The organism is Bradyrhizobium sp. C9, assembly GCF_002532045.1.
Classification (GTDB): domain Bacteria; phylum Pseudomonadota; class Alphaproteobacteria; order Rhizobiales; family Xanthobacteraceae; genus Bradyrhizobium.
In genome coordinates, this window is record NZ_NWTG01000022.1 from 82,072 (window position 1) to 101,741 (window position 19,670).

The 19,670-nt window shown below is 65.4% G+C and carries 20 protein-coding genes; 7 read left to right on the forward strand and 13 right to left on the reverse strand.

What is annotated here, in order from left to right:
- The first annotated feature begins 13 nt into the window (after positions 1–13).
- The 4 genes from CO675_RS31300 to CO675_RS31310 all read left to right on the forward strand — a co-directional run bounded on the left by CO675_RS31300 (position 14) and on the right by CO675_RS31310 (position 3,235).
- Positions 14–649, forward strand: a complete 636-nt coding sequence (locus CO675_RS31300) for a CvpA family protein (RefSeq protein ID WP_097675626.1) — start codon at positions 14–16, stop codon at positions 647–649.
- Positions 650–741: 92 nt separating this feature from the next.
- The gene (gene purF / locus CO675_RS31305; RefSeq protein ID WP_502693426.1) at positions 742–2,253 is read left to right on the forward strand and encodes an amidophosphoribosyltransferase; all 1,512 of its coding nucleotides are present in this window, start codon (positions 742–744) and stop codon (positions 2,251–2,253) included.
- Positions 2,254–2,264: 11 nt separating this feature from the next.
- Positions 2,265–2,408, forward strand: coding sequence for a hypothetical protein (locus CO675_RS41185; protein WP_198964811.1), 144 nt, complete (start codon positions 2,265–2,267; stop codon positions 2,406–2,408).
- A gap of 86 nt (positions 2,409–2,494) precedes the next feature.
- Entirely contained in the window at positions 2,495–3,235 is a 741-nt protein-coding gene (locus CO675_RS31310; RefSeq protein WP_097675627.1) for an SDR family NAD(P)-dependent oxidoreductase, read from the forward strand.
- A gap of 25 nt (positions 3,236–3,260) precedes the next feature.
- On the opposite strand, the gene CO675_RS31315 is transcribed toward CO675_RS31310, so the two are convergent.
- Positions 3,261–4,949, reverse strand: a complete 1,689-nt coding sequence (locus CO675_RS31315; protein ID WP_143279176.1) for a hypothetical protein — start codon at positions 4,947–4,949, stop codon at positions 3,261–3,263.
- A 174-nt stretch (positions 4,950–5,123) separates the two neighbouring features.
- Here CO675_RS31315 and CO675_RS31320 point away from each other — a divergent pair, with 174 nt between their 5' ends.
- Positions 5,124–6,260 carry an NHL repeat-containing protein gene (locus tag CO675_RS31320; RefSeq protein ID WP_097675629.1) on the forward strand — a complete coding sequence of 379 codons (1,137 nt, stop codon included), beginning with the start codon at positions 5,124–5,126 and terminating at the stop codon, positions 6,258–6,260.
- A 240-nt stretch (positions 6,261–6,500) separates the two neighbouring features.
- Positions 6,501–7,727, forward strand: coding sequence for an ABC transporter substrate-binding protein (locus tag CO675_RS31325; protein WP_198964812.1), 1,227 nt, complete (start codon positions 6,501–6,503; stop codon positions 7,725–7,727).
- A 135-nt stretch (positions 7,728–7,862) separates the two neighbouring features.
- Here CO675_RS31325 and CO675_RS31330 read toward each other — a convergent pair whose 3' ends face one another.
- From CO675_RS31330 to CO675_RS31345, 4 genes are all read right to left on the reverse strand, one after another.
- Positions 7,863–8,432 (reverse strand): DUF2147 domain-containing protein, encoded by a 570-nt coding sequence (locus tag CO675_RS31330; protein WP_097675630.1) that lies wholly within the window; start codon positions 8,430–8,432, stop codon positions 7,863–7,865.
- Positions 8,433–8,483: 51 nt separating this feature from the next.
- A complete protein-coding gene (locus CO675_RS31335) occupies positions 8,484–9,146 on the reverse strand; it encodes a DUF3313 domain-containing protein (protein WP_097675631.1) in 663 nt (220 codons plus the stop codon).
- A gap of 391 nt (positions 9,147–9,537) precedes the next feature.
- Positions 9,538–10,212, reverse strand: coding sequence for a TetR/AcrR family transcriptional regulator (locus CO675_RS31340; protein WP_097675632.1), 675 nt, complete (start codon positions 10,210–10,212; stop codon positions 9,538–9,540).
- A gap of 159 nt (positions 10,213–10,371) precedes the next feature.
- Positions 10,372–10,665, reverse strand: coding sequence for a hypothetical protein (locus CO675_RS31345; RefSeq protein WP_097675633.1), 294 nt, complete (start codon positions 10,663–10,665; stop codon positions 10,372–10,374).
- A 211-nt stretch (positions 10,666–10,876) separates the two neighbouring features.
- Here CO675_RS31345 and CO675_RS31350 point away from each other — a divergent pair, with 211 nt between their 5' ends.
- Positions 10,877–11,269, forward strand: coding sequence for a YybH family protein (locus CO675_RS31350; protein WP_097675634.1), 393 nt, complete (start codon positions 10,877–10,879; stop codon positions 11,267–11,269).
- 24 nt (positions 11,270–11,293) lie between these two features.
- Here the strand turns inward: CO675_RS31350 and CO675_RS31355 are convergent, their stop codons facing one another.
- From CO675_RS31355 to CO675_RS31390, 8 genes are all read right to left on the reverse strand, one after another.
- A complete protein-coding gene (locus tag CO675_RS31355; protein WP_097675668.1) occupies positions 11,294–12,508 on the reverse strand; it encodes an MFS transporter in 1,215 nt (404 codons plus the stop codon).
- A 79-nt stretch (positions 12,509–12,587) separates the two neighbouring features.
- Positions 12,588–13,976 carry a ribosome biogenesis GTPase Der gene (der, locus tag CO675_RS31360; RefSeq protein ID WP_097675635.1) on the reverse strand — a complete coding sequence of 463 codons (1,389 nt, stop codon included), beginning with the start codon at positions 13,974–13,976 and terminating at the stop codon, positions 12,588–12,590.
- Between the two features lie 179 nt (positions 13,977–14,155).
- Complete coding sequence (locus CO675_RS31365) at positions 14,156–14,713, reverse strand: hypothetical protein (RefSeq protein WP_097675636.1); 558 nt, start codon at positions 14,711–14,713, stop codon at positions 14,156–14,158.
- A gap of 86 nt (positions 14,714–14,799) precedes the next feature.
- Complete coding sequence (locus CO675_RS31370) at positions 14,800–15,456, reverse strand: tetratricopeptide repeat protein (protein WP_097675637.1); 657 nt, start codon at positions 15,454–15,456, stop codon at positions 14,800–14,802.
- Between the two features lie 358 nt (positions 15,457–15,814).
- Positions 15,815–17,410 (reverse strand): class I adenylate-forming enzyme family protein, encoded by a 1,596-nt coding sequence (locus tag CO675_RS31375; protein ID WP_097675638.1) that lies wholly within the window; start codon positions 17,408–17,410, stop codon positions 15,815–15,817.
- A 10-nt stretch (positions 17,411–17,420) separates the two neighbouring features.
- Positions 17,421–18,242, reverse strand: a complete 822-nt coding sequence (gene panB / locus CO675_RS31380; protein WP_097675639.1) for a 3-methyl-2-oxobutanoate hydroxymethyltransferase — start codon at positions 18,240–18,242, stop codon at positions 17,421–17,423.
- Between the two features lie 2 nt (positions 18,243–18,244).
- Entirely contained in the window at positions 18,245–18,829 is a 585-nt protein-coding gene (locus CO675_RS31385; protein ID WP_097675640.1) for an NnrU family protein, read from the reverse strand.
- 81 nt (positions 18,830–18,910) lie between these two features.
- Positions 18,911–19,522, reverse strand: coding sequence for a UCP034077 family protein (locus tag CO675_RS31390; RefSeq protein WP_198964813.1), 612 nt, complete (start codon positions 19,520–19,522; stop codon positions 18,911–18,913).
- Between the last annotated feature and the right edge of the window lie 148 nt (positions 19,523–19,670).

A 19,670-nucleotide genomic window follows, 5' to 3' on the forward strand; every position in this document is an offset into this window, starting at 1 on the left:
ACCTGACCAGCCGATGCCCATAACGATACTTGATCTCGTCCTGCTCGGCGTGATGCTGATCTCGGGCCTGCTTGCCATGGTGCGCGGCTTCATGCGCGAGATCCTGTCGATCGCGGCCTGGGGCGCCGCTGCGCTGGTCACGCTCTACGCTTTCTCGAAGCTGCTGCCGACCGCCAAGACTTACTTCAATAACGACACGGTCGCGGCCGTGGTGGTGGTGGCCGGCGTCTTCATCGGCACCCTGATCGTGGTCTCGATCATCACGGTGCGGATCTCGGACATGATTCTGGATTCCCGGATCGGCGCGCTCGACCGCACCCTCGGCTTCCTGTTTGGCCTCGCCCGCGGCCTCCTGATCGTGGTCGTGGCGTTCATGTTCTTCACCTGGCTGGTTCCGGACAAGCAGCGGCCCGATTGGGTCACCGGTGCAAAGTCCCGGGTGGTGCTGCAGGGAACCGGGGATTGGCTGATGGCGCTCTTGCCTGATGACCCCGAGAACACCATCTTAAAGAAGTTCAAGAAGAATAAGCCGGACGACGATTCTGCGGCTGATACCAACGATCAGACAACGCCGGCGTCGGGCGATGGCTATAGCAAACCTGCGCGTGACAGCTTGAAAAAGCTGATCGAGAAACCCGCGGGCCGATAACTTATTTGGGCCCCTTACGAGAGGCGATGAACGAGATGCAAACCCCTTCCGATCACGCCGCCCAACTGGATCTCGACCTCGGCCCGATCGAAATGCAGGAACATCTCCGACAAGAAGATCTCCGACAAGACCACCGGGACGACGATCTCAGATACCACCCCGATCTCGATGGCGACACGCTCCGCGAGGAATGCGGCGTGTTCGGTGTCTTCGGCCACCCCGAGGCCGCCGCGATCACCGCGCTCGGCCTGCACGCCCTGCAACACCGCGGCCAGGAGGCCGCCGGCATCGTCTCCTTCGACGGCGGCCGCTTCCACAGTGAACGCCGCCTCGGCCTGGTTGGCGATGCCTTCTCCCGCCGCGAGGTGATCGATCGCCTGCCCGGCAACGCCGCGGTCGGCCATGTCCGCTACTCCACCACCGGCGGCACCATCCTGCGCAACGTGCAGCCGCTGTTCGCCGAGCTCAGCGCCGGCGGCTTTGCGGTCGGCCACAACGGCAACCTGACCAACGGCCTCACCCTGCGCCGCGAGCTGGTCAAGGGCGGCGCCATGATGCAGTCGACCACCGACACCGAGGTGATCCTGCATCTCGTCGCGCAGTCGAAGCGCACCCGCTTCATCGACCGTTTCATCGAGGCGCTGCGCACCATCGAGGGCGCCTATGCGCTGGTCGCGCTGACCAACAAGAAGCTGGTCGGCGCCCGCGATCCGCTCGGCATCCGGCCCTTGGTGCTCGGCGATCTCGACGGCCATCCGATCCTGACCTCGGAGACCTGCGCGCTCGACATGATCGGCGCGAAATATGTCCGCGACATCGAGCCCGGCGAGATCATCGTGTTCGACGAGCGCGGCGCGCACAGCCACAAGCCGTTCCCGCCGAAGCCGGCGCGGCCCTGCATCTTCGAGTACATCTATTTTGCGCGGCCGGACTCGATCGTCGGCGGCCGCTCGGTGTACGACGTGCGCAAGGCGTTCGGCGCCCAGCTCGCGCGCGAGAGCCATCCCGAGGTCGACGTCGTGGTGCCGGTGCCCGATTCCGGCGTGCCCGCCGCGGTCGGCTACAGCCAGTATTCCGGCGTGCCGTTCGAGCTCGGCATCATCCGCAACCACTATGTCGGCCGCACCTTCATCCAGCCGACCCAGACCGTGCGCGAGCTCGGCGTGCGCATGAAGCACTCGGCCAACCGCGCCGCGATCGAAGGCAAGCGCATCATCCTGATCGACGATTCGCTGGTGCGCGGCACCACCTCGAAGAAGATCGTCCGCATGATGCGCGATGCCGGCGCCCGCGAGGTGCATTTCCGCCTCGCCTCGCCGCCGATCCTCTATCCCGACTATTACGGCATCGACCTGCCCGATCGCGGCGGCCTGCTCGCCGCGACCCATTCGCTCGAGGAGATGCGCGATATCATCGGCGCCGACTCCCTGGCCTTCCTGTCGATCGACGGCATGTACCGCGCGATGGGCTATGAGGGGCGCGACCCGGCCAATCCGAGATTCGCCGACCATTGCTTCACCGGCGCCTATCCGACCCATCTCACCGACCAGAGCGAGCCCGAGGCCCCGCCGCGCCAGCTCTCGCTGCTGGCCGAGGCGAGCTGACGGAGCACGCCATGCAGCCGATCATGGGCATCCTCTGTGGGGTGCTGCTGGTCGGCTTCATCGTGTTTGCGTTACGACAGGGTATGAAGGTGACGCCCGACAATTCGGGTAACGGCATCAACAGCAGCAACATGGACCAGGGGCCCGGCCCCTAGCCGAAAGCGCAGGAATTCGTCATGGCCGGGCTTGTCCCGGCCTTTTCCGTCTGTAATACCCGCCGCAAGACCACGGACGGACAGACATGACAAAACCCCTCGCCTCCCGTATTGCCCTCGTGACCGGCGCCTCGCGCGGGATCGGCTATGCGACATCCATCGCGCTGGCCAAGGCCGGCGCGCACGTCGTCGCGGTGGCGCGCACGCAAGGCGGCCTGGAAGAGCTCGACGACGAGATCCGCAAGGACGGCGGCAGCGCCACCTTGGTGCCGCTCTCGCTGACGGATTACGAGGGGATCGCGCGGCTCGGGCTCGCGCTGCATGAGCGCCACGGCAAGCTCGACATCCTGGTCGGCAACGCCGGCACCGCCGGCCCGTCCTCGCCGCTCGGCCATATCGAGCTGAAGCCGTGGAACGACGTGTTCGCGATCAACGTCACCGCCAACTTCCAGCTGATCCGCTGCATGGATCCACTGCTGCGCCAGTCCGACGCCGGCCGAGCGGTGTTCGTCACATCAGGCGTGGCGCACAAGGCCAACGCCTATCTCGGCCCCTATGCGGCCTCGAAAGCCGCGCTCGACGCGCTGGTGCGCTCCTGGGCCCACGAGACCGCCAATACGGCGCTGCGCGTCAACCTGTTCAGCCCCGGCCCGATCCGCACCCGGATGCGCGCGCAGGTGTTTCCGGGCGAAGACCCGATGACACTCGATACGCCCGACATGGCCGCCGAATTCATCGTGCCGATGTGTTCACCGGAATGGACCGAGACCGGCAGGCTCTACGACTACAAGGCGCGCACGCTGCGGAGCTTCCAGCCGCCAGCGTGAGCGGTCACGCGCACAGTCGCGGCGACTATTTCGATTTCTGCGCCATTGTGATCGCGATGTTGGCCAACTCTTCAATCTGACGCGCCACGTCGGTCTGCCGGGCAGCGAGTTGCACGGCAACCGTTGATGACAGTGGCCGGATGACATCGACCAAGCGGCCGATGGCGCCCGGGTCGGTCACGCCGAGTTTGTCGACGATGTCGACCATGGTCTCTGCTTTGCTCATTCCGTCGAGGTGCCACACGAGTTCGGCGACACGGCCGGATCGACCGCCGCTTCGTTGACCCTGGCCCCCCTCGCCCATTTTCATGACCTGCGCCAGGTCTTCCCGCGCCTTGCTCTCATTGCCGACGGCGTACCAGGCCTCGGCGGCTTCCAGCAGCAAATCCGGATCATGGGCCGTCACGGCAAGCTGCTGAAGCCGCTCGATCGCAGGTGCCATGACCGCACCATGACCGCTGATTGCGCGCTGGACCAGCCAATGTGTCACGTCACGAACCTTGGCGCCGTTGCTCAATTGATCGACAATGGCGAGCGCACCCTGGATGTCGCCATGATCGGCGCGCGCAAGCGCGAGATTGTGCAGCACGCTGTCACGGCTCGAGCGCAACTTCTGCTGTTCGCCCGGAACCGCCAGCGCCAAGGTTAGCGCATCCGCATCAAGCTTCCGCCCGACCTCGGGACGCCCGATCTTGAAATACTCCGCAGAGGCCGTGGTCAGCACCCGGGCGCGCTCACGAATATCGTTGACGGCCTCAGCCGCCTGGCGAACCTCATCGTCGCGCCCAAGCCGCAACAAGACCGGCATCAGCATGTTGACGGCGTTGAACTGGGCCGCGGCGTCCTTGCCGTCGACCCATTGGCGCCATGGCTTGACCAGCCTGGCAGCCGGATCCGGCGCGCCGGCAGTCAGCAATGCGCGCGCGAGCGCAATCACCGCCGACGCATTTTCATGGTCCGTCATGCGATCAACGACCTTGCCGGCGCGCTGAGCCGCGCGAGCAATGTCGGCCGGATCGCCACGATCGATCGCGTCTTGCAGCAACTGCCGAAGCGGAAACGGCTCGCCGATGCGTTCGGCCTCACGCCACGCTTGCTCGCGCAACCCGGCCGCGGCCGGATACTTGTTGGCGATCATCAGTAGTTGATCGACCGTTCCCGCGCCACGGCCACCGACAACGCGCAGCGTCCGATCGGTCTGTCCCAGACCGGCCCATAGCTCTCCAACCATGACAGGGATGATTCCAGCGTACTCATCGCTGTCACCGGCAAGTGACGGCAATTCGCGCTCGACGCCCGCGACGATCTCCCGCGCTTGCGCCACATCGTGCGCCTCGAGCAGGTGAGAGGCCACCGAAAGCAGGCCGCCGAGGCGCTCAACCGTCGATTTTCGCTGCCTCGCGAGCGCAAGCGCGTCGCCGAAGCGACCTGCTTGCGCAATCCACTCGATACTTTCCCAAGGCGACGGATCGGGATTGTCCGAAATTATGTACTCAAGCGCGGTCTTGAGATCGCTAGGCGCCAATTCGCGTTCGGCGAACGCGACGTGTGGGCGGTACAAGGTGTCGTTCGCGGGAAGTTTCTTTCCCAACGAGAACACAGTGACCGCCAGGCACTTGATGCCGGGCGACGGCCCGCAATTGATCTGGGCGGCTGAGGCGGGCGCCCCCAGATACAGCAGACAGACCGCTATCCCGCTCAACCATCGACGCATGCGGCCGCCCTTGCTACCGGAGATGGCAGCTCATTACTGCAACTACCCTGATCCTGCAACGCGCGCGCCCCTCCGATCCCAGCGATATCGAGAGGACAATTGACTCGTTTCGCTGCGCACGATTGACTGCCCTCCCAGCGGGACACCCCGCCAAGAAAAATCTCGGGAGGCATCATGACGCCGACGGTCAATCGCGCGCGCTCCATTCTGTCCGGATTGCTTCTCTCCGCCGGCATCGCATCAGCAGCCCTTTTCGCTCAACCAACGCCTGCGAAGGCCGGTGACGTCCCGACCTTCGCGGTCGATCCGTCGTGGCCCAAGCAGCTGCCCAACAACTGGATCATCGGCCAGGTCGGCGGCATCACCGTAGACTGGCAGGGACATATCTGGGTGGTGCACCGGCCGCGCTCGCTGACCGATGGCGAGAAGGCTTTGAGCCTCACCCCGCCGCGCGCGAAATGCTGCGTGGCGGCACCGCCGGTGCTCGAATTCGATGTCGACGGCAATCTGCTGCGCGCCTGGGGCGGCCCCGGCGACGGCTATCAATGGGTCGGCCGCGAGCACGGCATCGAGGTCGACGAACGTGGCTTCGTCTGGATCGGCGGCAATGCCGATGACGACAGCGAGATCCTGAAGTTCTCGCTCGACGGCAAATATCTCGGCCAGATCGGCAAGATCGCAGCCCGCACCAACAGCAACGACACCACCCAGCTCGGCCGTCCTGCCGAGATGGCGATCGACAAGGATGCCAACGAGCTCTACATCGCCGATGGCTATGGCAACCGCCGCGTCATCGTGTACGACGCCACCACGCTGGCCTACAAGCGGCACTGGGGCGGCTACGGCAAGCTGCCCACCGACGACAAGCAGCCGCCTTATGATCCAAGCGCCGCGGTGCAGGAGCAGTTCGGCAATCCCGTGCATTGCATCAAGATCGCCAATGACGGGCTGGTCTATGTCTGCGACCGCAGCCAGGACCGCATCCAGGTGTTCCAGAAGAACGGCACCTTCGTGAAGGAATGGTTCTACGAGAAGAACACCCGCGGCGACGGCGCGGTGTTCGATCTCGCACTGTGGCCGGATCCGAAGCAGACCTATCTGCTCAATGCCGACGGCGCCAACAACGAGATCCGCGTGCTGAAGCGCGACGACGGCAGCGTGGTCGGCACCTTCGGCCATAGCGGCCGCAATGCCGGACAGTTCGCCCTGCTCCACGTCATGGCGGTGGACCAGAAGGGCAACGTCTATACCGGCGAGGTCGAGGGCAAGCGGATCCAGAAATTCAAGCTGACCTCGGATGCGCTCAAATAAGCGGCAACTGGAGCTTCCCGAATTTGACGCGGTTTCTTCACGCGAACCGGCGTCCATCCCGGATCAGGTCCGGGACAGGCCTCGCTCGAAAACGCTCTGGATGACGCTTCGACGCAGGTCATCCGGCTTTATGCGGATTGCCGCTCGCCAAAGGACAGGGTAAGCGGGAACCCGAACGACCGGCACAAGGCTCCACAAGAGGGCCGTTGCGGGAAAAATTGACAGTGGAGGGAATGTCTCATGATGACGACGCTCGCACGGCGCCACGCCGTGCTTCTCGCTTGCGCTGCACTTGGCCTTGCTACCCCTGCCTTTGCTCAGGACAAGAACGTCAAGATCGGCGTCCTGAACGACATGTCCGGCCTCTATGCCGACATCGGCGGCCCCAATTCGGTGGCCGCGGCCAACATGGCGGTGGAGGATTCCGGCCTGCGCGCCAAGGGCTGGAAGATCGAGGTGGTCAGCGGCGACCACCAGAACAAGCCCGACGTCGGCGTCAACATCGCGCGCAACTGGATCGACAACGAGAAGGTCGACATCATCACCGATACGCCGAACTCCGGCGTCGCGCTGGCGGTGAGCAACCTTGCCAAGGAGAAGAACTCGATCGTGCTCAATTCGGGCGCGGCGACCGCCGATCTGACCGGCAAGGCCTGCAACGCCAACACGATCTCCTACACGTTCGACACCTACATGCTCGCCAACGGCACCGGCAAGGCGCTGACCAAGGCCGGCGGCGACACCTGGTTCTTCCTCACCGCCGACTACGCCTTCGGCCACGCGCTGGAGCGCGACACCTCGGCGGTCGTCACCGCGAACGGCGGCAAGGTGCTCGGCGGCGTCAAGCACCCGCTCAACACCGCGGACTTCTCCTCGTTCCTGCTGCAGGCGCAGGCCTCCAAGGCCAAGATCATCGGCCTCGCCAATGCCGGCGGCGACACCACCAACGCGATCAAGCAGGCGTCCGAATTCGGCATCACCGCGGGCGGACAGAAGCTCGCGGCACTGCTGCTGTTCGTCAACGACGTGCACGCGCTGGGCTTGAAGATCGCGCAGGGCCTCACCTTCACCGAGTCGTTCTATTGGGACATGAACGACCAGACCCGCGCCTGGTCGAAGCGCTTCCAGAAGGTCTCGCCCAAGGGCTCGATGCCGTCGATGACGGTGGCCGGCGTCTATGCCGGCGTGCTGCATTACCTGAAGGCGCTCGACGCGATGGGCGGCAATCCGCATGACGGCGCCAAGGTCGTCGCCAAGATGAAGGAGATCCCGACCGACGATCCGCTGTTCGGCAAGGGTCCGTTGCGGATCGATGGCCGCCGCATCATCCCGGCCTATCTGTTCGAGGTGAAGAAGCCGGAGGAGTCCAAATATCCGTGGGACTATTACAAGCTGATCGCCACCATCTCGCCGGAAGACGCCGCCAAGCCGCTCGAGGCCAGCGATTGTCCGCTGGTGAAGAAGTGACTGCGTAGCTGCTTAGGTGGGTTAGCGAAGCGTAACCCACCATTTTCCTTCACGGCCGAAGTCGGTGGGTTACGCCTTCCGCCTTCGCTCGCCGAGCTACGGCGGACGTCGTCGGCTAACCCGCCCTACTCGTCTTCACTTCGCCGCCGACTTCCCCTTCGCAGCCGTCGGCAGCGATGCCCATTCCCTGTCGGCACGCGGGCCGCCGGGATCGCCGGTCAGGCCGACGAGCTGTCCGGGCTGGGCGTCGAACGTCGGCGTCCAGGTCTGGGTCTGGCACAGCAGCTTGAGCAGGCACCCCTTGAGCTTCAGCCGGTCGGACGAATCGCGCCACAGCGAGACCGAATAGGACTTGCCGTCCTCGGCATTGTAGATGTCGCCGTCGAACCGGCCCTCCGGCGACAGCTTCAATCCCAGGATCAGCTGATGGCCGAGCAGCGCGCGCGTGCGCTTGTCGGGATCGGGGTTGAAGCTGTCGCGGAACGGCTGGCCGCGCGGATCGAGCGGATCCTTCATCCACACAATGAAGCCGCAGATGCGATCGCGCGCGGTGCCACAGCGCTCGAGGCGGATGCGCGCACGTCCGTCCTCGGTCAGCCATGTGCCGCTCGGATCGCTCGATGCAATCACTTCGGCATGGCCGGTTGAGCTCATCAGAATGGCGGCGACCAGGCTGCGCAGAAACAGGCGAACCATGTAATTCATTCGACAGCACCTTTCATTGTCGGGATCGTTGCGGCAGGCGCGACGCGCGCGTCACTTCAGTTGCGCCATGAAGGCATCGGCACCCTTGTCGATGCCGGCGGTGGCGGCGGCGAGATCGCCGACGCTGGCCTTGATGTCGTAGGCGCCGGGATATTGCTTGCTGACGTAAGCGCCGAGCAGGCGCGCGGTCGGGCCGTCGAACATCTCGACGGCATAGATCACCGAGCCGGTCATCGTGCCCTCGCCGTCACGCGCCGCCTGCACGCCGTTGTAGATCGCGCCGGCCATGTCGAAGCGCGACAGCGTGCCGAGCACCGGCGTGTTGGCGACCGCGCCGGTCAGCGTCAGCCGCACGCGAAACGTGTTCGGCCCGCGCGTATTCACCAGCGTGAAGCGGCCCCGCAATTTGTCGGCGAAGCGGGTCTGCATGTAGGCGGCGAGCGTCTGCTTGTCCTTCTCGGACGTGTCGCCGAACTGATGATCCGCGCCGCGATAGATCACGACCGGATCGAGCATCACCTTGTTGTAGCTCCGCCAGTCGACCGGCGGCGCATAGCGATACGGCACGCGGCCCGACGCGTCGGACGTATCCGGCGTCATGTAGGCCGTTGATGCCACGTCCGAATAAGCCACCGGCGTGACGGCGGCACATCCTCCGGCGAGGACGCAAAGCGCCATCGCTCCCAGACCGCGCGCGGCGATCGAGCTCTCCATTCCAATCTCCTCATCCGAGCCAAGGCGGAAGAGCAGCTCTGGCCGCAGCCGCGTCCGGGGCTGAAGTGCGGCTGCGGCCGTCAATGCCGATCTGGCTCGCCCTCACGGCGCCGCCAGATCTTGCCTCAGTGCGATAGTTATAAAACCGACCAGTTGGTTTGTAACGTTGCAATCGCGGGAAACGCGACAGAATAATTCGGCGATCGAATTGCCGTGGGAGTTGGTGCGGCGGCTTCGCGAATGGCGGTCGCGCGTTGTCACAAACCCGCGGTATCTCTTGTGCTACCGCACCGATTGCCGGGGGATTTCAGGGGTCCGGTGCCGACCCAACGCCGCCAAGCGATTCATATTCCGCTTGGGCGGCGTTGTGCTTTTGCCCAACGTCCGAGATTCAGTTGCGTTTGCGCGCTGATGCCGGCTTTGCGGCCCGTGCGCCGGCAGGCCGCGGCGATGCCGCGCGTGTCGCCGTCGCGTTCGATGACTTTGCGGCCGCCGTCGCGCCCTGCTCGATCGCAGTCCACTTGCTGTCGTCGAGCAATCGCTCGAACAGGCGATCGCGCTCGGCATCGGTCAGCGACGACAGGCCGAACAACGAGCTCAGCAGCAGCCCCCTCGCCGCCGCCCAGCGCAGCAGCGCCAGATCCGGATCGCGCGCCTCGGCCTTCATCAGCGCGACCTTCTTGATGTCGACATCGCGCGGCATCGCCATCAAGTCCGGATTCTCGTTCATCGCCGCCAGCAGCGCAAACGCCCCGGCCCGCGGCGTCGAAATCGCCTCCCGCAGCGTTGCGATCTGCGCCGCCAGTTCCGGCTGATCCGTGGTCTTGCGCACCTTTTCGAGATAGCGGGTCGAGAACTCCTCGAAATGCGCCATCTGCTGCTCGAGCAAGGCGCGCAGCACCGCTTCCTTGGTGCGGAACTGATGCATCACGCCGCCCTTGCTCAGGCCGCTCTCGCGCGCAATCGCGTCCAGCGTCAGGCGCCCCGGACCATCGCGCGTCACGATGGTGATCGCGGCGTCGAGTGCAGCGTTGCGGGAACGTTCCGAGCGGGAAGGATTATCCATGGAATTACTCAGGAAGGAGTCGCGTGAGATCACAGTATCCCAGCGGCCTCAGTCAATCTCAAGCGCTGGATCGGAGCTCGCCCGGCAGCGCGAACGGCCTACCCGAAACCCAATACCGGGCTTGGGGTCACACATCACTTCGACGAATCAATCATCGCGCTACCCGGTCGCTCGCGCACACCAGCTCCCGTTGCCGCGCACCTTTTGCATCAGGCGGCGGCGGAGGCCGTGAAGGAAGCCGTGAGCCATTCGGCCGATGACCTTCTCTCCCCGGCCACGCCGGCGGGCAACCGATTCCGCGTCGGCATAACTGGCGGCGACGATCGTGCCGTGCCTGTCGCCATCGAGCTTCAGGTCGGTGAGATAGACCAGGCCGCGCGACGTCAGCAGCGCCGCCTGCGCGTCACTGAAGCGGGTCAACTCATCGCAGATATCAACGGCCCCGTCGTCCACCCACCATGCTCCTCCTGCCGAGGCGGCCTTTAGGGAACGAGGCGCGCATCATCATCCAGTATCGGCTCTTATACAAACCAACCGGATGGTTTGTAAACAGGCAAAATGACGCAGTCCGCAACATCCGGCCCGGACGTATCGGCGTGTCGGATCGGCGCCCTCGCATTCGTCCTCGAAGCATCGATCAGCCAGCCCTCGGAGCATTCGAGCGATGACACAGCAGCGCCACACGGCAGAAACCGAAGTCAGAACAATCATCGAAGCCTGGGCGGACGCCGTCCGCCGGCACGACTATGCGGGCGTCCTCGCCCATCACGATCAGGACATCGTGATGTTCGACGTGCCGCCGCCGTTCCAGTCACGCGGACTTGATGAATACAGGAAGACCTGGGATTTGTTCTTCGGCTGCCAGCGTTCCTCCTACGCCTTCGATATCGCGGACATCGCGATCACGGCCGGCGATGACGTGGCCTTTGCCGTTGTGGTGATGCGGTGCGGCCCGCTCGACGACACGTTCCAGTTCCGCCTGACGATCGGACTGCGCAAGATCGACGGCAGCTGGCGGATCACGCACGAGCACCATTCGGTGCCGGCGACGGACTAGAATTCTTGGGGTGGCTAATTCACCCTACGCCCTCTTCGCCGCTGTTGCACGCCACGCGATCGCAAGTGCGAGCAGCAGCAGCGCGCCGGCCAGATAAAACGGCGCACCTGGCAGCTTCACGGGCACGTTGTCGCCGATGAAATACGCAAACGTCAGCGTGAACAGGAACGGGCCGATCAATTCCGACATGCTCTGCACGCTCGATGTCGCGCCCTGCAACTGGCCTTGTTGATCGGCGGCGACGAGCTGCGTCGTCAGGGCCTGCGTCGCCGCGCCCGAGATGCCCCAGAGCGCCATCACGGGAATGCCGATCCAGAACAGGTGGCCTGTCGGCGCCGCGCCGAAGATCACGAAGCCCAGGGCGCCGCAGACGAGGCCGAGGAACAGCGCGTTGCGCTCGCCGAGCAGCTTGACGATCGGGCCGATCGCCGCGCCCTGTACGATCATGCCGCAGAGGCCGACCAGCGCCAGCGTCGCTCCGACGGTGCCCGTGTCCCAGCCGTAACGATAGGTGGCGTAGAGCACGAACACCGAGGGCAGCACGACATGCGCGAGCTGGCCGAAGAAGGTCGCCAGCGACAGGCCCGCCAGCGTCCGGTTCGCGCGCAGGAAATGCAGCGCGCCGATCGGATTGGCGCTCTTCCATTTGAACGGCGCACGCCGCTCGACCGGCAGCGATTCCGGCAGGATGAACAGGCCATAGAGGCCGTTGACGAAGCTCAAACCCGCCGCCGCCCAGAACGGCAGCCGCGGATCGATCTCGCCGAGCAAGCCACCCAGCGCCGGTCCCAGGATAAAGCCCGCGCCGAACGCGACGCCGATCTTGCCGAACATCGCAGCGCGCTGCTCCGGTGCAGTGACGTCGGCGATGTAAGCGAACACCGTCGAGATGCTGGACGAAGTGATGCCCGAGATCGCCCGCCCGACGAACAGCCAGATCAGGTTCGGCGCCAGCGCCATCAGCACGTAGTCCGCGGCAAGGCCGAAGTTCGAGAGCAGGACCACCGGCCGGCGGCCGAAGCGATCGGACAGCGCGCCCAGGATCGGCGAGCAGACGAACTGCATCAGGGCCCAGATCGAGCCGAACACGCCGAAGATACGCGCCGCGTTGGCGGTGTCATTGCTGACGAAGCCCTCAATCAGCTTGGGCAGGATCGGGATGATGATCCCGAGCGCGAGCATGTCGAGCAGCAGGGTGATGAAGATGAAGATCACCGCGCCGCTGCGAGCCTGCGGCATCGCCGCAGGATCATTCTCGTTTTGACGCGTTTTCTTCACGCGAACCGGTACCCACTTCGCTCGAAAACGCTATGCCTGCTCACGACGGCCGCTTGCGCTTGTGAGCGAACGGATTGGCCTTCTCGCGCAGCGTGATCCGGATCGGCGTGCCAGGCAGATCGAAGGTCTCGCGCAGCGAGTTGGTGAGGTAGCGCAGATAGGATCTCGGGATCGCATCGGCGCGCGAGCAGAACAGCACGAAGCTCGGCGGCCGCGCCTTGACTTGCGTGATGTAGTTCAGCTTCAGCCGGCGGCCCGAGACGGCCGGCGGTGGGCTCGCCTGGATCGCCTGCTCGAACCAGCGATTGAGCGCTGCAGTCGGCAAGCGCCGGTTCCAGACCGCATAGGCCTCCTGGATCGCAATCATCAGACGGTCGATGCCCTCGCCCATCAGGCCGGAGACGGCGACGATCGGCGCGCCCTTGACCTGGGGCAGCCAGTGGTCGGCATCGGTGCGCAGCTGCGAGATCTGGTTGGGCTTGCGCTCGACGAGGTCCCATTTGTTGACCGCGAGCACGATGGCACGGCCTTCGCGCTCGATCAGGTCGGCGATACGCAGATCCTGCTCCTCGAACTTGTTCTGCGCGTCCATCATCATCACGACGACTTCGGCGAAGCGCACCGCACGCAACGCGTCGGCGACCGAGAGCTTTTCCAGCTTCTCCTCGATCCGCGAGCGGCGGCGCAGGCCGGCGGTGTCGAACACGCGGAACTGGCGGCCCTGCCAGGTGATCTCGACCGCGATGGAATCCCGCGTGGTGCCGGCCTCGGGGCTGGTCAGCAGCCGCTCCTCGCCGAGCAGATGGTTGATCAGCGTCGACTTGCCGGCATTGGGCCGGCCGACGATGGCGACGCGGATCGGGCGCTGCGCGATCTCCTCATCCGACCAATCCTCGACGCCCTCGATCTCCTCCTCTTCTTCCTCGTCGACGGGTTCAGGCATCAGCGCGCTCAGCGCCTCGTGGAGGTCGCCCATGCCCTCGCCGTGCTCGGCCGAGATCTGCACGGGATCGCCGAGCCCGAGCGCGTAGGATTCCATCGCCCCTAACTCGCCGTGCTTGCCCTCGGCCTTGTTGGCGACCAGCAGCACCGGCTTGTTGGCCTTGCGGGCGAAGTCGGCAAAGGCGCGATCGGTCGGCGTCAGGCCGACACGGGCGTCGATCACGAACATCAGGGCGTCAGCGAGCTCGATCGCGGTTTCGGTCTGCTCCTGCATCCGCGCCGTCAGCGAGCCCTTGGCGCCCTCATCGAGCCCCGCGGTGTCGATGATGGTGAAGTCGAGATCGTAGAGCCGCGCCTGGCCCTCGCGGCGGTCGCGGGTCACGCCGGGCTCGTCGTCCACCAGCGCGAGCTTCTGGCCGACCAGCCGGTTGAACAGCGTCGACTTTCCGACATTGGGCCGGCCGATAATGGCGATGGTAAAAGACATGGAACATCCAGGCGCCGCGGCGCGGCGCGCGTCTAATGAATTGAAGCAGGAGCCTAAAGCGCGATGCGATTGGGTTGAATAGTCATCGCGCTTTGGGTTCTGGTTTTAGCATGATCTCCGCGCAAACGCGTTCCGCGTTTGTCGCGAGGGAAAACCGCTTCGCACTTTTCCGGATCATGCTAGCGGCTAAATCCGCCGCTCGGTAGCGGTGCGGGGAACGCGCCGCCGGATTGTTGCGAGGTCTGGGTCTGCTGCGCCGGCGCCGCAGGCTGTGCCTGCTGGTCGTCGGCCGGCGGCGCGGTGGTGCGGCGGCGGACGATCTTCTTCGGCTTCGGCTCGGGCGGCAGCGCGGCAGGCGCGCCCTCGTCCGGCGCCGCCGCGTCGGGAGCAGCCGCCTGATCCGCGGCCGGTGCGGCGCGCTTGGAGTGCTTCTTGGCGCCCTTCGGCGGCTCGGGTGGCGGAGCCGGCTGGGCGGCGGCCGCTGCCGCGGCGTTCTGCTGGTCGAGCTGCTCCTGCTGCGAGCCCTTGTACAATTCCTTCGGCACGCCCTGCTCGAGGCCGGGCACGCCTTCCGGGAACACCGGCTTGCGGTCGCCGGCCAGCTTCTTCTTGGTGTCGAGGAAGTCGAGCAAGTCGCTCGGATCGAAATTGGCCATGCCGCCACCGCCGCAGCCGGCCAGCGCGCTGCAAAGCGCTGTCAGAACTGCGGCTGCGATCAGGCGTTGCGAGCGGCGCATGGTCGATCTCTCACTCAAACTCGGGTTCTGTCTGGGCATGATCCGATCGGAAAACCGGTTCCCACTTTTCCGGATCATGCCTCGGTTCAGCTTTTGGCGACCGGCGGCAACAAGGCCTGCAGCGCTTCGGCGCGCGAACGCAGGCTCGGCGGCGTCTCACCGTCATTGGCAATCTGGTCGAGCCACTGCCGCGCGGCGGTGGCATCGTTGGCGCGCCAGGCCGACAGCGCCAGCAGCTCGCGCGCGGAGTGGCGGAACGTCGAGTCCTTCGACGTCGCCATCGCCTCGAGCCGTTGCACCATGTTCGGATACGTCGTGGTGTCCATCACCATCTGCGCGGCGCGGATCCGCGCCAGATCCTGATCGGGACCGCCGACGCTGCGGTCGGCAGCGATCTCGTCATAGAGCTTCGCAGCGGCCGGCTGATCGCGGGTCGCGACCTCGGCAGCCATGCGCAGCCGCGCCAGGTTGCGGTAGCCGGACGGCGCCTTGGTGATCAGGTCGGCAAAAGCGGCCTCGGCCTCGGCGTGCTTGTTCTGGTCTGAAAGTTCGACGGCGCGGTCGAACGCCGCACCGGCGACGGCGGCCTTCTTGCCCTCGAGATATTGGTAGCCACGCCAGCCACCGACGCCCGCGACCACCAAGATCGCCAGCGCGATGATGAAAAGCGAGTACTTGTCCCACAGCTTCTTGAGCTGATCGCGACGGACTTCCTCGTCGACTTCGTCAAATAATTCAGACACTTAAGGCTATCCCATCCCCTCGGGACCGCGAATCTCGGTAGGACGCAGCCCCTACCCGATCCCCACATCGCGGCGGCGTTACCCTAACGGTGTGGCAGAGGCAAGGCAAAGCGAGGCGGATCAAAGCGTTAACCGGGGAAGTTTGCCATCGGCCGCAACGGGACTGCGTGGGCTCCCTCTCCCGCTTGCGGGGGAGGGTTGGGGTGGGGGTGCCTCCACGAGGCAGATGTGGAGAAGGCCCCATTGTTGCGAGAACCCCCACCCGCCGCGCTCCGGACGACGCTTTGCGTCGCTCGTCGCGCGTCGACCTCCCCCGCAAGCGGGAGAGGTGAACCGAGTTTGCGGCTTCTCGGGTGCCTTACCCGTTTCCAGCCAGCGTCTCCCTGAGCTGGCGCTTGATCACCTTGCCGTTGGCGTTGCGCGGCAGCGGCGCTGATGTCAGCGCCATGGTCTCCGGCACCTTGTAGTCGGAGAGCCGCTCGGCACACCAGGCGCGCAGGCTCTCCGCATTGACCTCGCTGCGGGTCACGATCACGGCGTGGACGCGCTCGCCGAGCACCGGGCACGGTTTTGCGATGATCGCGCTCTCGACCACGGCCGGATGGCCGGCCAGGACGGACTCGACCTCGGCGGAATAGATCTTCAGGCCGCCTCGGTTGATCATGTCCTTCTGACGGTCGAACACGCGGACGAAGTTGTCGGCATCGATCGAGCCGAGATCGCCGGAATGCCAGAACCCGGCGGTAAAACTCTCGGCGGTCGCCTTCGGATTGTTCCAGTAGCCCTTGATGACGGAGGCGCTGCGGATCCAGAGCTCGCCGATCTCCCCGCGCGGCACCTCGTGGCCATCGGCGCCCATCACGATGATCTCGGCGCCGGGACACGGCAGGCCGACGCTGTCGATATGCGCCGCGGTCAATTCGCCCGGCATCAAGGTCGAGGGCGACGTGGTCTCGGTCGCGCCATAGCAATTCGCGAGCTTGAGCCCGGGAATCTTGGCGTCGAGCTTCTCGATGGTCGCAACCGGCATCGGCGCGCCGCCGAAGCCGCCGATGCGCCAGCTCGACAGATCGGTGCTGTCGAAATCCGGCTGCATCAGGCAGAGATTGTACATCGCCGGCACCATCACGGTGTAAGTGACCCGCTCGCGCGCCGCGACCTTCAGATATTCCGACGCCTTGAACTCCGGCATGATGATCAGCGCGCCGGCAGAGCGCGCCATGGTGGTGACGTTGGCGACCGCGCCGGTGACATGCGCGAGCGGCACCGCGGCGATCGAGCGATCGGCCTTGGTCAGCTTCAGGCAGGACGCGAACACCATCGACGAGTGGATGATGTTGCAATGGGCGAGCATCGCGCCCTTCGGCCGGCCCGTGGTGCCCGAGGTGTAGAGGATCATCGCGGTGTCCTCTTCCCTCACCTCCGCGGGCGCTTGCGCTGGCGCATTGTCGCGCAAGGCAGCGAATTGCGATGTGCCGTCGTCGCTGACCGCGATGCGATGCGCGAGGCCGGGAATATCGGCAGCGTCGGGGATCCGATCGGCAAGCGTGGCCTCATGGACCAGACACTTCGCGCCGCAATCGTTCAGCACATAGGCGATCTCGGGCTTCTGCTGGCGCGTCGAGAGCAGCACCGTGACGAGGCCGGCATGGGCGGCGGCGAACATCGTCAGCACGAACTCGATACGGTTGCCGAGCAGGACGGCGACGCGATCGCCCGGCGCGAGACCGAGCTTTGCAAAGCCCGCCGCGACCATCGCCGATTGCTCGGCGACCTCGCGCCAGCTCAGGCGCCTCTCGCCGCAAACCAGCGCCTCGCCGTCGCCGTTCTGCGCGACGGCGTCCGCGATCATCGCCCACAGGCTGGCCGGCCGCTCGGCAAAGACAGGCACGACGCGGTCGCCGAAGCGCGGCTCGAGCCGCATCGGCGGCAATGCGTGTTGGGACCAGTCCATGCGTGCCTCGTCAGCTCTTCTTTATGCCGTAGACATGCTCCGGCCCCGGGAAGGCGCGGCTCTTGACGTCGCGCGCATAGCCCGCGATCGCTTCCTCGATCATCGGCCCGAGATTGCCGTAGCGGCGGACGAATTTCGGCGCGCGTGGCGACAGGCCGAGCATGTCCTCCAACACCAGCACCTGGCCGTCGCAGGCCGCGCTGGCGCCGATGCCGATGGTGGGAACGGTGATCGATTGCGTGATCTTGCGCGCCAGCGGCTCGGCGACCGCCTCGACCACGATCGAGAAGGCGCCCGCTTCCGCGATCGCCTTGGCGTCGTTCTCAATCGGCGCCCAATTCTCCTCCTCGCGGCCCTGCGCGCGGAACGAGCCGAGCGTGTTGATCGATTGCGGCGTCAGGCCGATATGACCCATCACGGGAATGCCGCGCTCCGACAGGAACGCCACCGTCTCCGCCATCCGCGCGCCACCCTCGAGCTTGACCGCGCCACACAGCGTTTCCTTCATGATCCGCACCGCCGACCGGAACGCCTGCTCTTTCGATTCCTCGTAGGAACCGAACGGCATGTCGACCACGACGAGTGCAGCCTGCGAACCGCGCATCACCGCGCGGCCCTGCAGGATCATCATGTCGAGGGTAACAGGCACCGTGGTCTCGAAGCCGTGCATCACATTGCCGAGGGAATCGCCGACCAGGATGGCGTCGCAGTGCCGGTCGACCAGCGCCGCGGTGTGCGCGTGGTACGACGTCAGCATCACGATCGGTTCGCCATTCTTGCGGGCGCGCAGATCGGGTGCGGTCTTGCGCTTGATGGCGGATTGAACAGACATAGTCAGGCTCCCATGACAGGCACGCCGATCACGACCGGGTGGAACGCAAACGCCAGCGCCAGATAGACGATGACACCGACCGCGATCGCGATCAGGTCGTTGGTGGGCCCGCCCACCGGGATCGGCGGCCCGCCGGCATCGGCACGACGCTTCAACGAGATGCGGTCATAGACCGCCCAGCCGAGAAACGAGCCGAACAGGATGATCGAGCCGAGATCGCCATTGGCGAGCAGATGCGCGAACGCCCACAGCTTGACGCCCGCCAGCATCGGATGCTTCAGCGTGCTGTAGATGCGGCCACGGATATAGGCAGCCACCACCAAAATGACGGCCGGCAGCATCAGCGCCACCGTGATGTGCTTGAACGCGGTCGGCGGCGTCCAGACGTCGATCCAGCCGGTCGCGCGGTAATGGCCGAAGCCCCAGATGATCAGCGCGAGCCCGGCGAACGACACCAGCGAATAGACGCCCTTGTAGGCTCCCTCGCCCAACGCATTGACGATGCCGGCGCGCAGTTCGCGCAGGCTGCTCAGCACATGGATGCCGAGGAACAGCACGAGACCCAGGATCATGACGAGCAGTCCCACGATGTTCCTCCCCTGATTGATTAATGCCCTCGCGTAACATCTTCGCCGGGCGGGTGGCAATGCGCCACGCCGGGTGGCGGGTCACGGATTGCCGGCCGGCTTGGCCAGCTCGCGATTGTCGACATAGCGGATCATGATCGGACGGCCGGCCAGCGCGCCGCCGAGCCCGCCGGTAAATTTCAGCGGCAGACAGGCACTGAGCGAGGCGTTGATCGCGTTGAGGTAGGTCGTGCGGGTATCCGCCGGGATGCCCCGCGTCGAAAATGTCAGGCGCGGCGTGCCGATCATCTCGCCGGTCCGCTTGAAGCTGAAGCGCACCGACATCTGCATGCCCTCGCGCGCATCGTCCGCCGGCGGCGGCGCCCAGCAGGAACGCAGCGCGGCGAACAGATCGCCGATGGTATCGAGATCATGATCCGGCTTGCGGTACTTCTCGGCCTGCCCCTCGGGCGGCACGGTCAGGATCGTGAGCTGGAGATTTTCGCCGTACGGATAATCGATTTCGGGCAGGCACGGCCCATGGTTGAACACGCTGCAATAGGACGGGATGCAAGGCCCGTTGTCGAGCACGCTGCAGGGTGTGTGTGCGAACGGCACCGGGTTGGTCTGTTGCCGTTGTCGCGCGCCGGCCGTGCCCGCGAAGGCAAAGGCCAGCACGGCAAAAGCGAGACAGATGACGACGCGTCGGAGCATGCGGTTGGACCCGGAATGCGCTCCGGGGAAAATGGTACCGCAGCGGGACCGGAGCAAGCGGGGCCGCGTTCACTTCCTTGCGCTTGCCACAACCTCGCTGTCTTCGCCGGCTCGACCGGGCGATCCAGTATTCCGGAGGCGGTTGTGG

Bases quoted from the DNA above. Each gene is read 5' to 3' on its own strand.
- CO675_RS41185 (WP_198964811.1), top strand. From the start codon at position 2,265: ATGCAGCCGATCATGGGCATCCTCTGTGGGGTGCTGCTGGTCGGCTTC.
- CO675_RS31355 (WP_097675668.1), bottom strand. From the start codon at position 12,508: ATGCCGCAGGCTCGCAGCGGCGCGGTGATCTTCATCTTCATCACCCTG.
- CO675_RS31365 (WP_097675636.1), bottom strand. From the start codon at position 14,713: ATGCGCCGCTCGCAACGCCTGATCGCAGCCGCAGTTCTGACAGCGCTT.
- CO675_RS31335 (WP_097675631.1), bottom strand. From the start codon at position 9,146: ATGGAGAGCTCGATCGCCGCGCGCGGTCTGGGAGCGATGGCGCTTTGC.
- CO675_RS31375 (WP_097675638.1), bottom strand. From the start codon at position 17,410: ATGGACTGGTCCCAACACGCATTGCCGCCGATGCGGCTCGAGCCGCGC.
- CO675_RS31300 (WP_097675626.1), top strand. From the start codon at position 14: ATGCCCATAACGATACTTGATCTCGTCCTGCTCGGCGTGATGCTGATC.
- purF (WP_502693426.1), top strand. From the start codon at position 742: ATGCAGGAACATCTCCGACAAGAAGATCTCCGACAAGACCACCGGGAC.
- CO675_RS31350 (WP_097675634.1), top strand. From the start codon at position 10,877: ATGACACAGCAGCGCCACACGGCAGAAACCGAAGTCAGAACAATCATC.
- CO675_RS31330 (WP_097675630.1), bottom strand. From the start codon at position 8,432: ATGAATTACATGGTTCGCCTGTTTCTGCGCAGCCTGGTCGCCGCCATT.
- CO675_RS31320 (WP_097675629.1), top strand. From the start codon at position 5,124: ATGACGCCGACGGTCAATCGCGCGCGCTCCATTCTGTCCGGATTGCTT.
- CO675_RS31390 (WP_198964813.1), bottom strand. From the start codon at position 19,522: ATGCTCCGACGCGTCGTCATCTGTCTCGCTTTTGCCGTGCTGGCCTTT.
- CO675_RS31315 (WP_143279176.1), bottom strand. From the start codon at position 4,949: ATGCGTCGATGGTTGAGCGGGATAGCGGTCTGTCTGCTGTATCTGGGG.
- CO675_RS31340 (WP_097675632.1), bottom strand. From the start codon at position 10,212: ATGGATAATCCTTCCCGCTCGGAACGTTCCCGCAACGCTGCACTCGAC.
- panB (WP_097675639.1), bottom strand. From the start codon at position 18,242: ATGTCTGTTCAATCCGCCATCAAGCGCAAGACCGCACCCGATCTGCGC.
- CO675_RS31310 (WP_097675627.1), top strand. From the start codon at position 2,495: ATGACAAAACCCCTCGCCTCCCGTATTGCCCTCGTGACCGGCGCCTCG.
- der (WP_097675635.1), bottom strand. From the start codon at position 13,976: ATGTCTTTTACCATCGCCATTATCGGCCGGCCCAATGTCGGAAAGTCG.
- CO675_RS31325 (WP_198964812.1), top strand. From the start codon at position 6,501: ATGATGACGACGCTCGCACGGCGCCACGCCGTGCTTCTCGCTTGCGCT.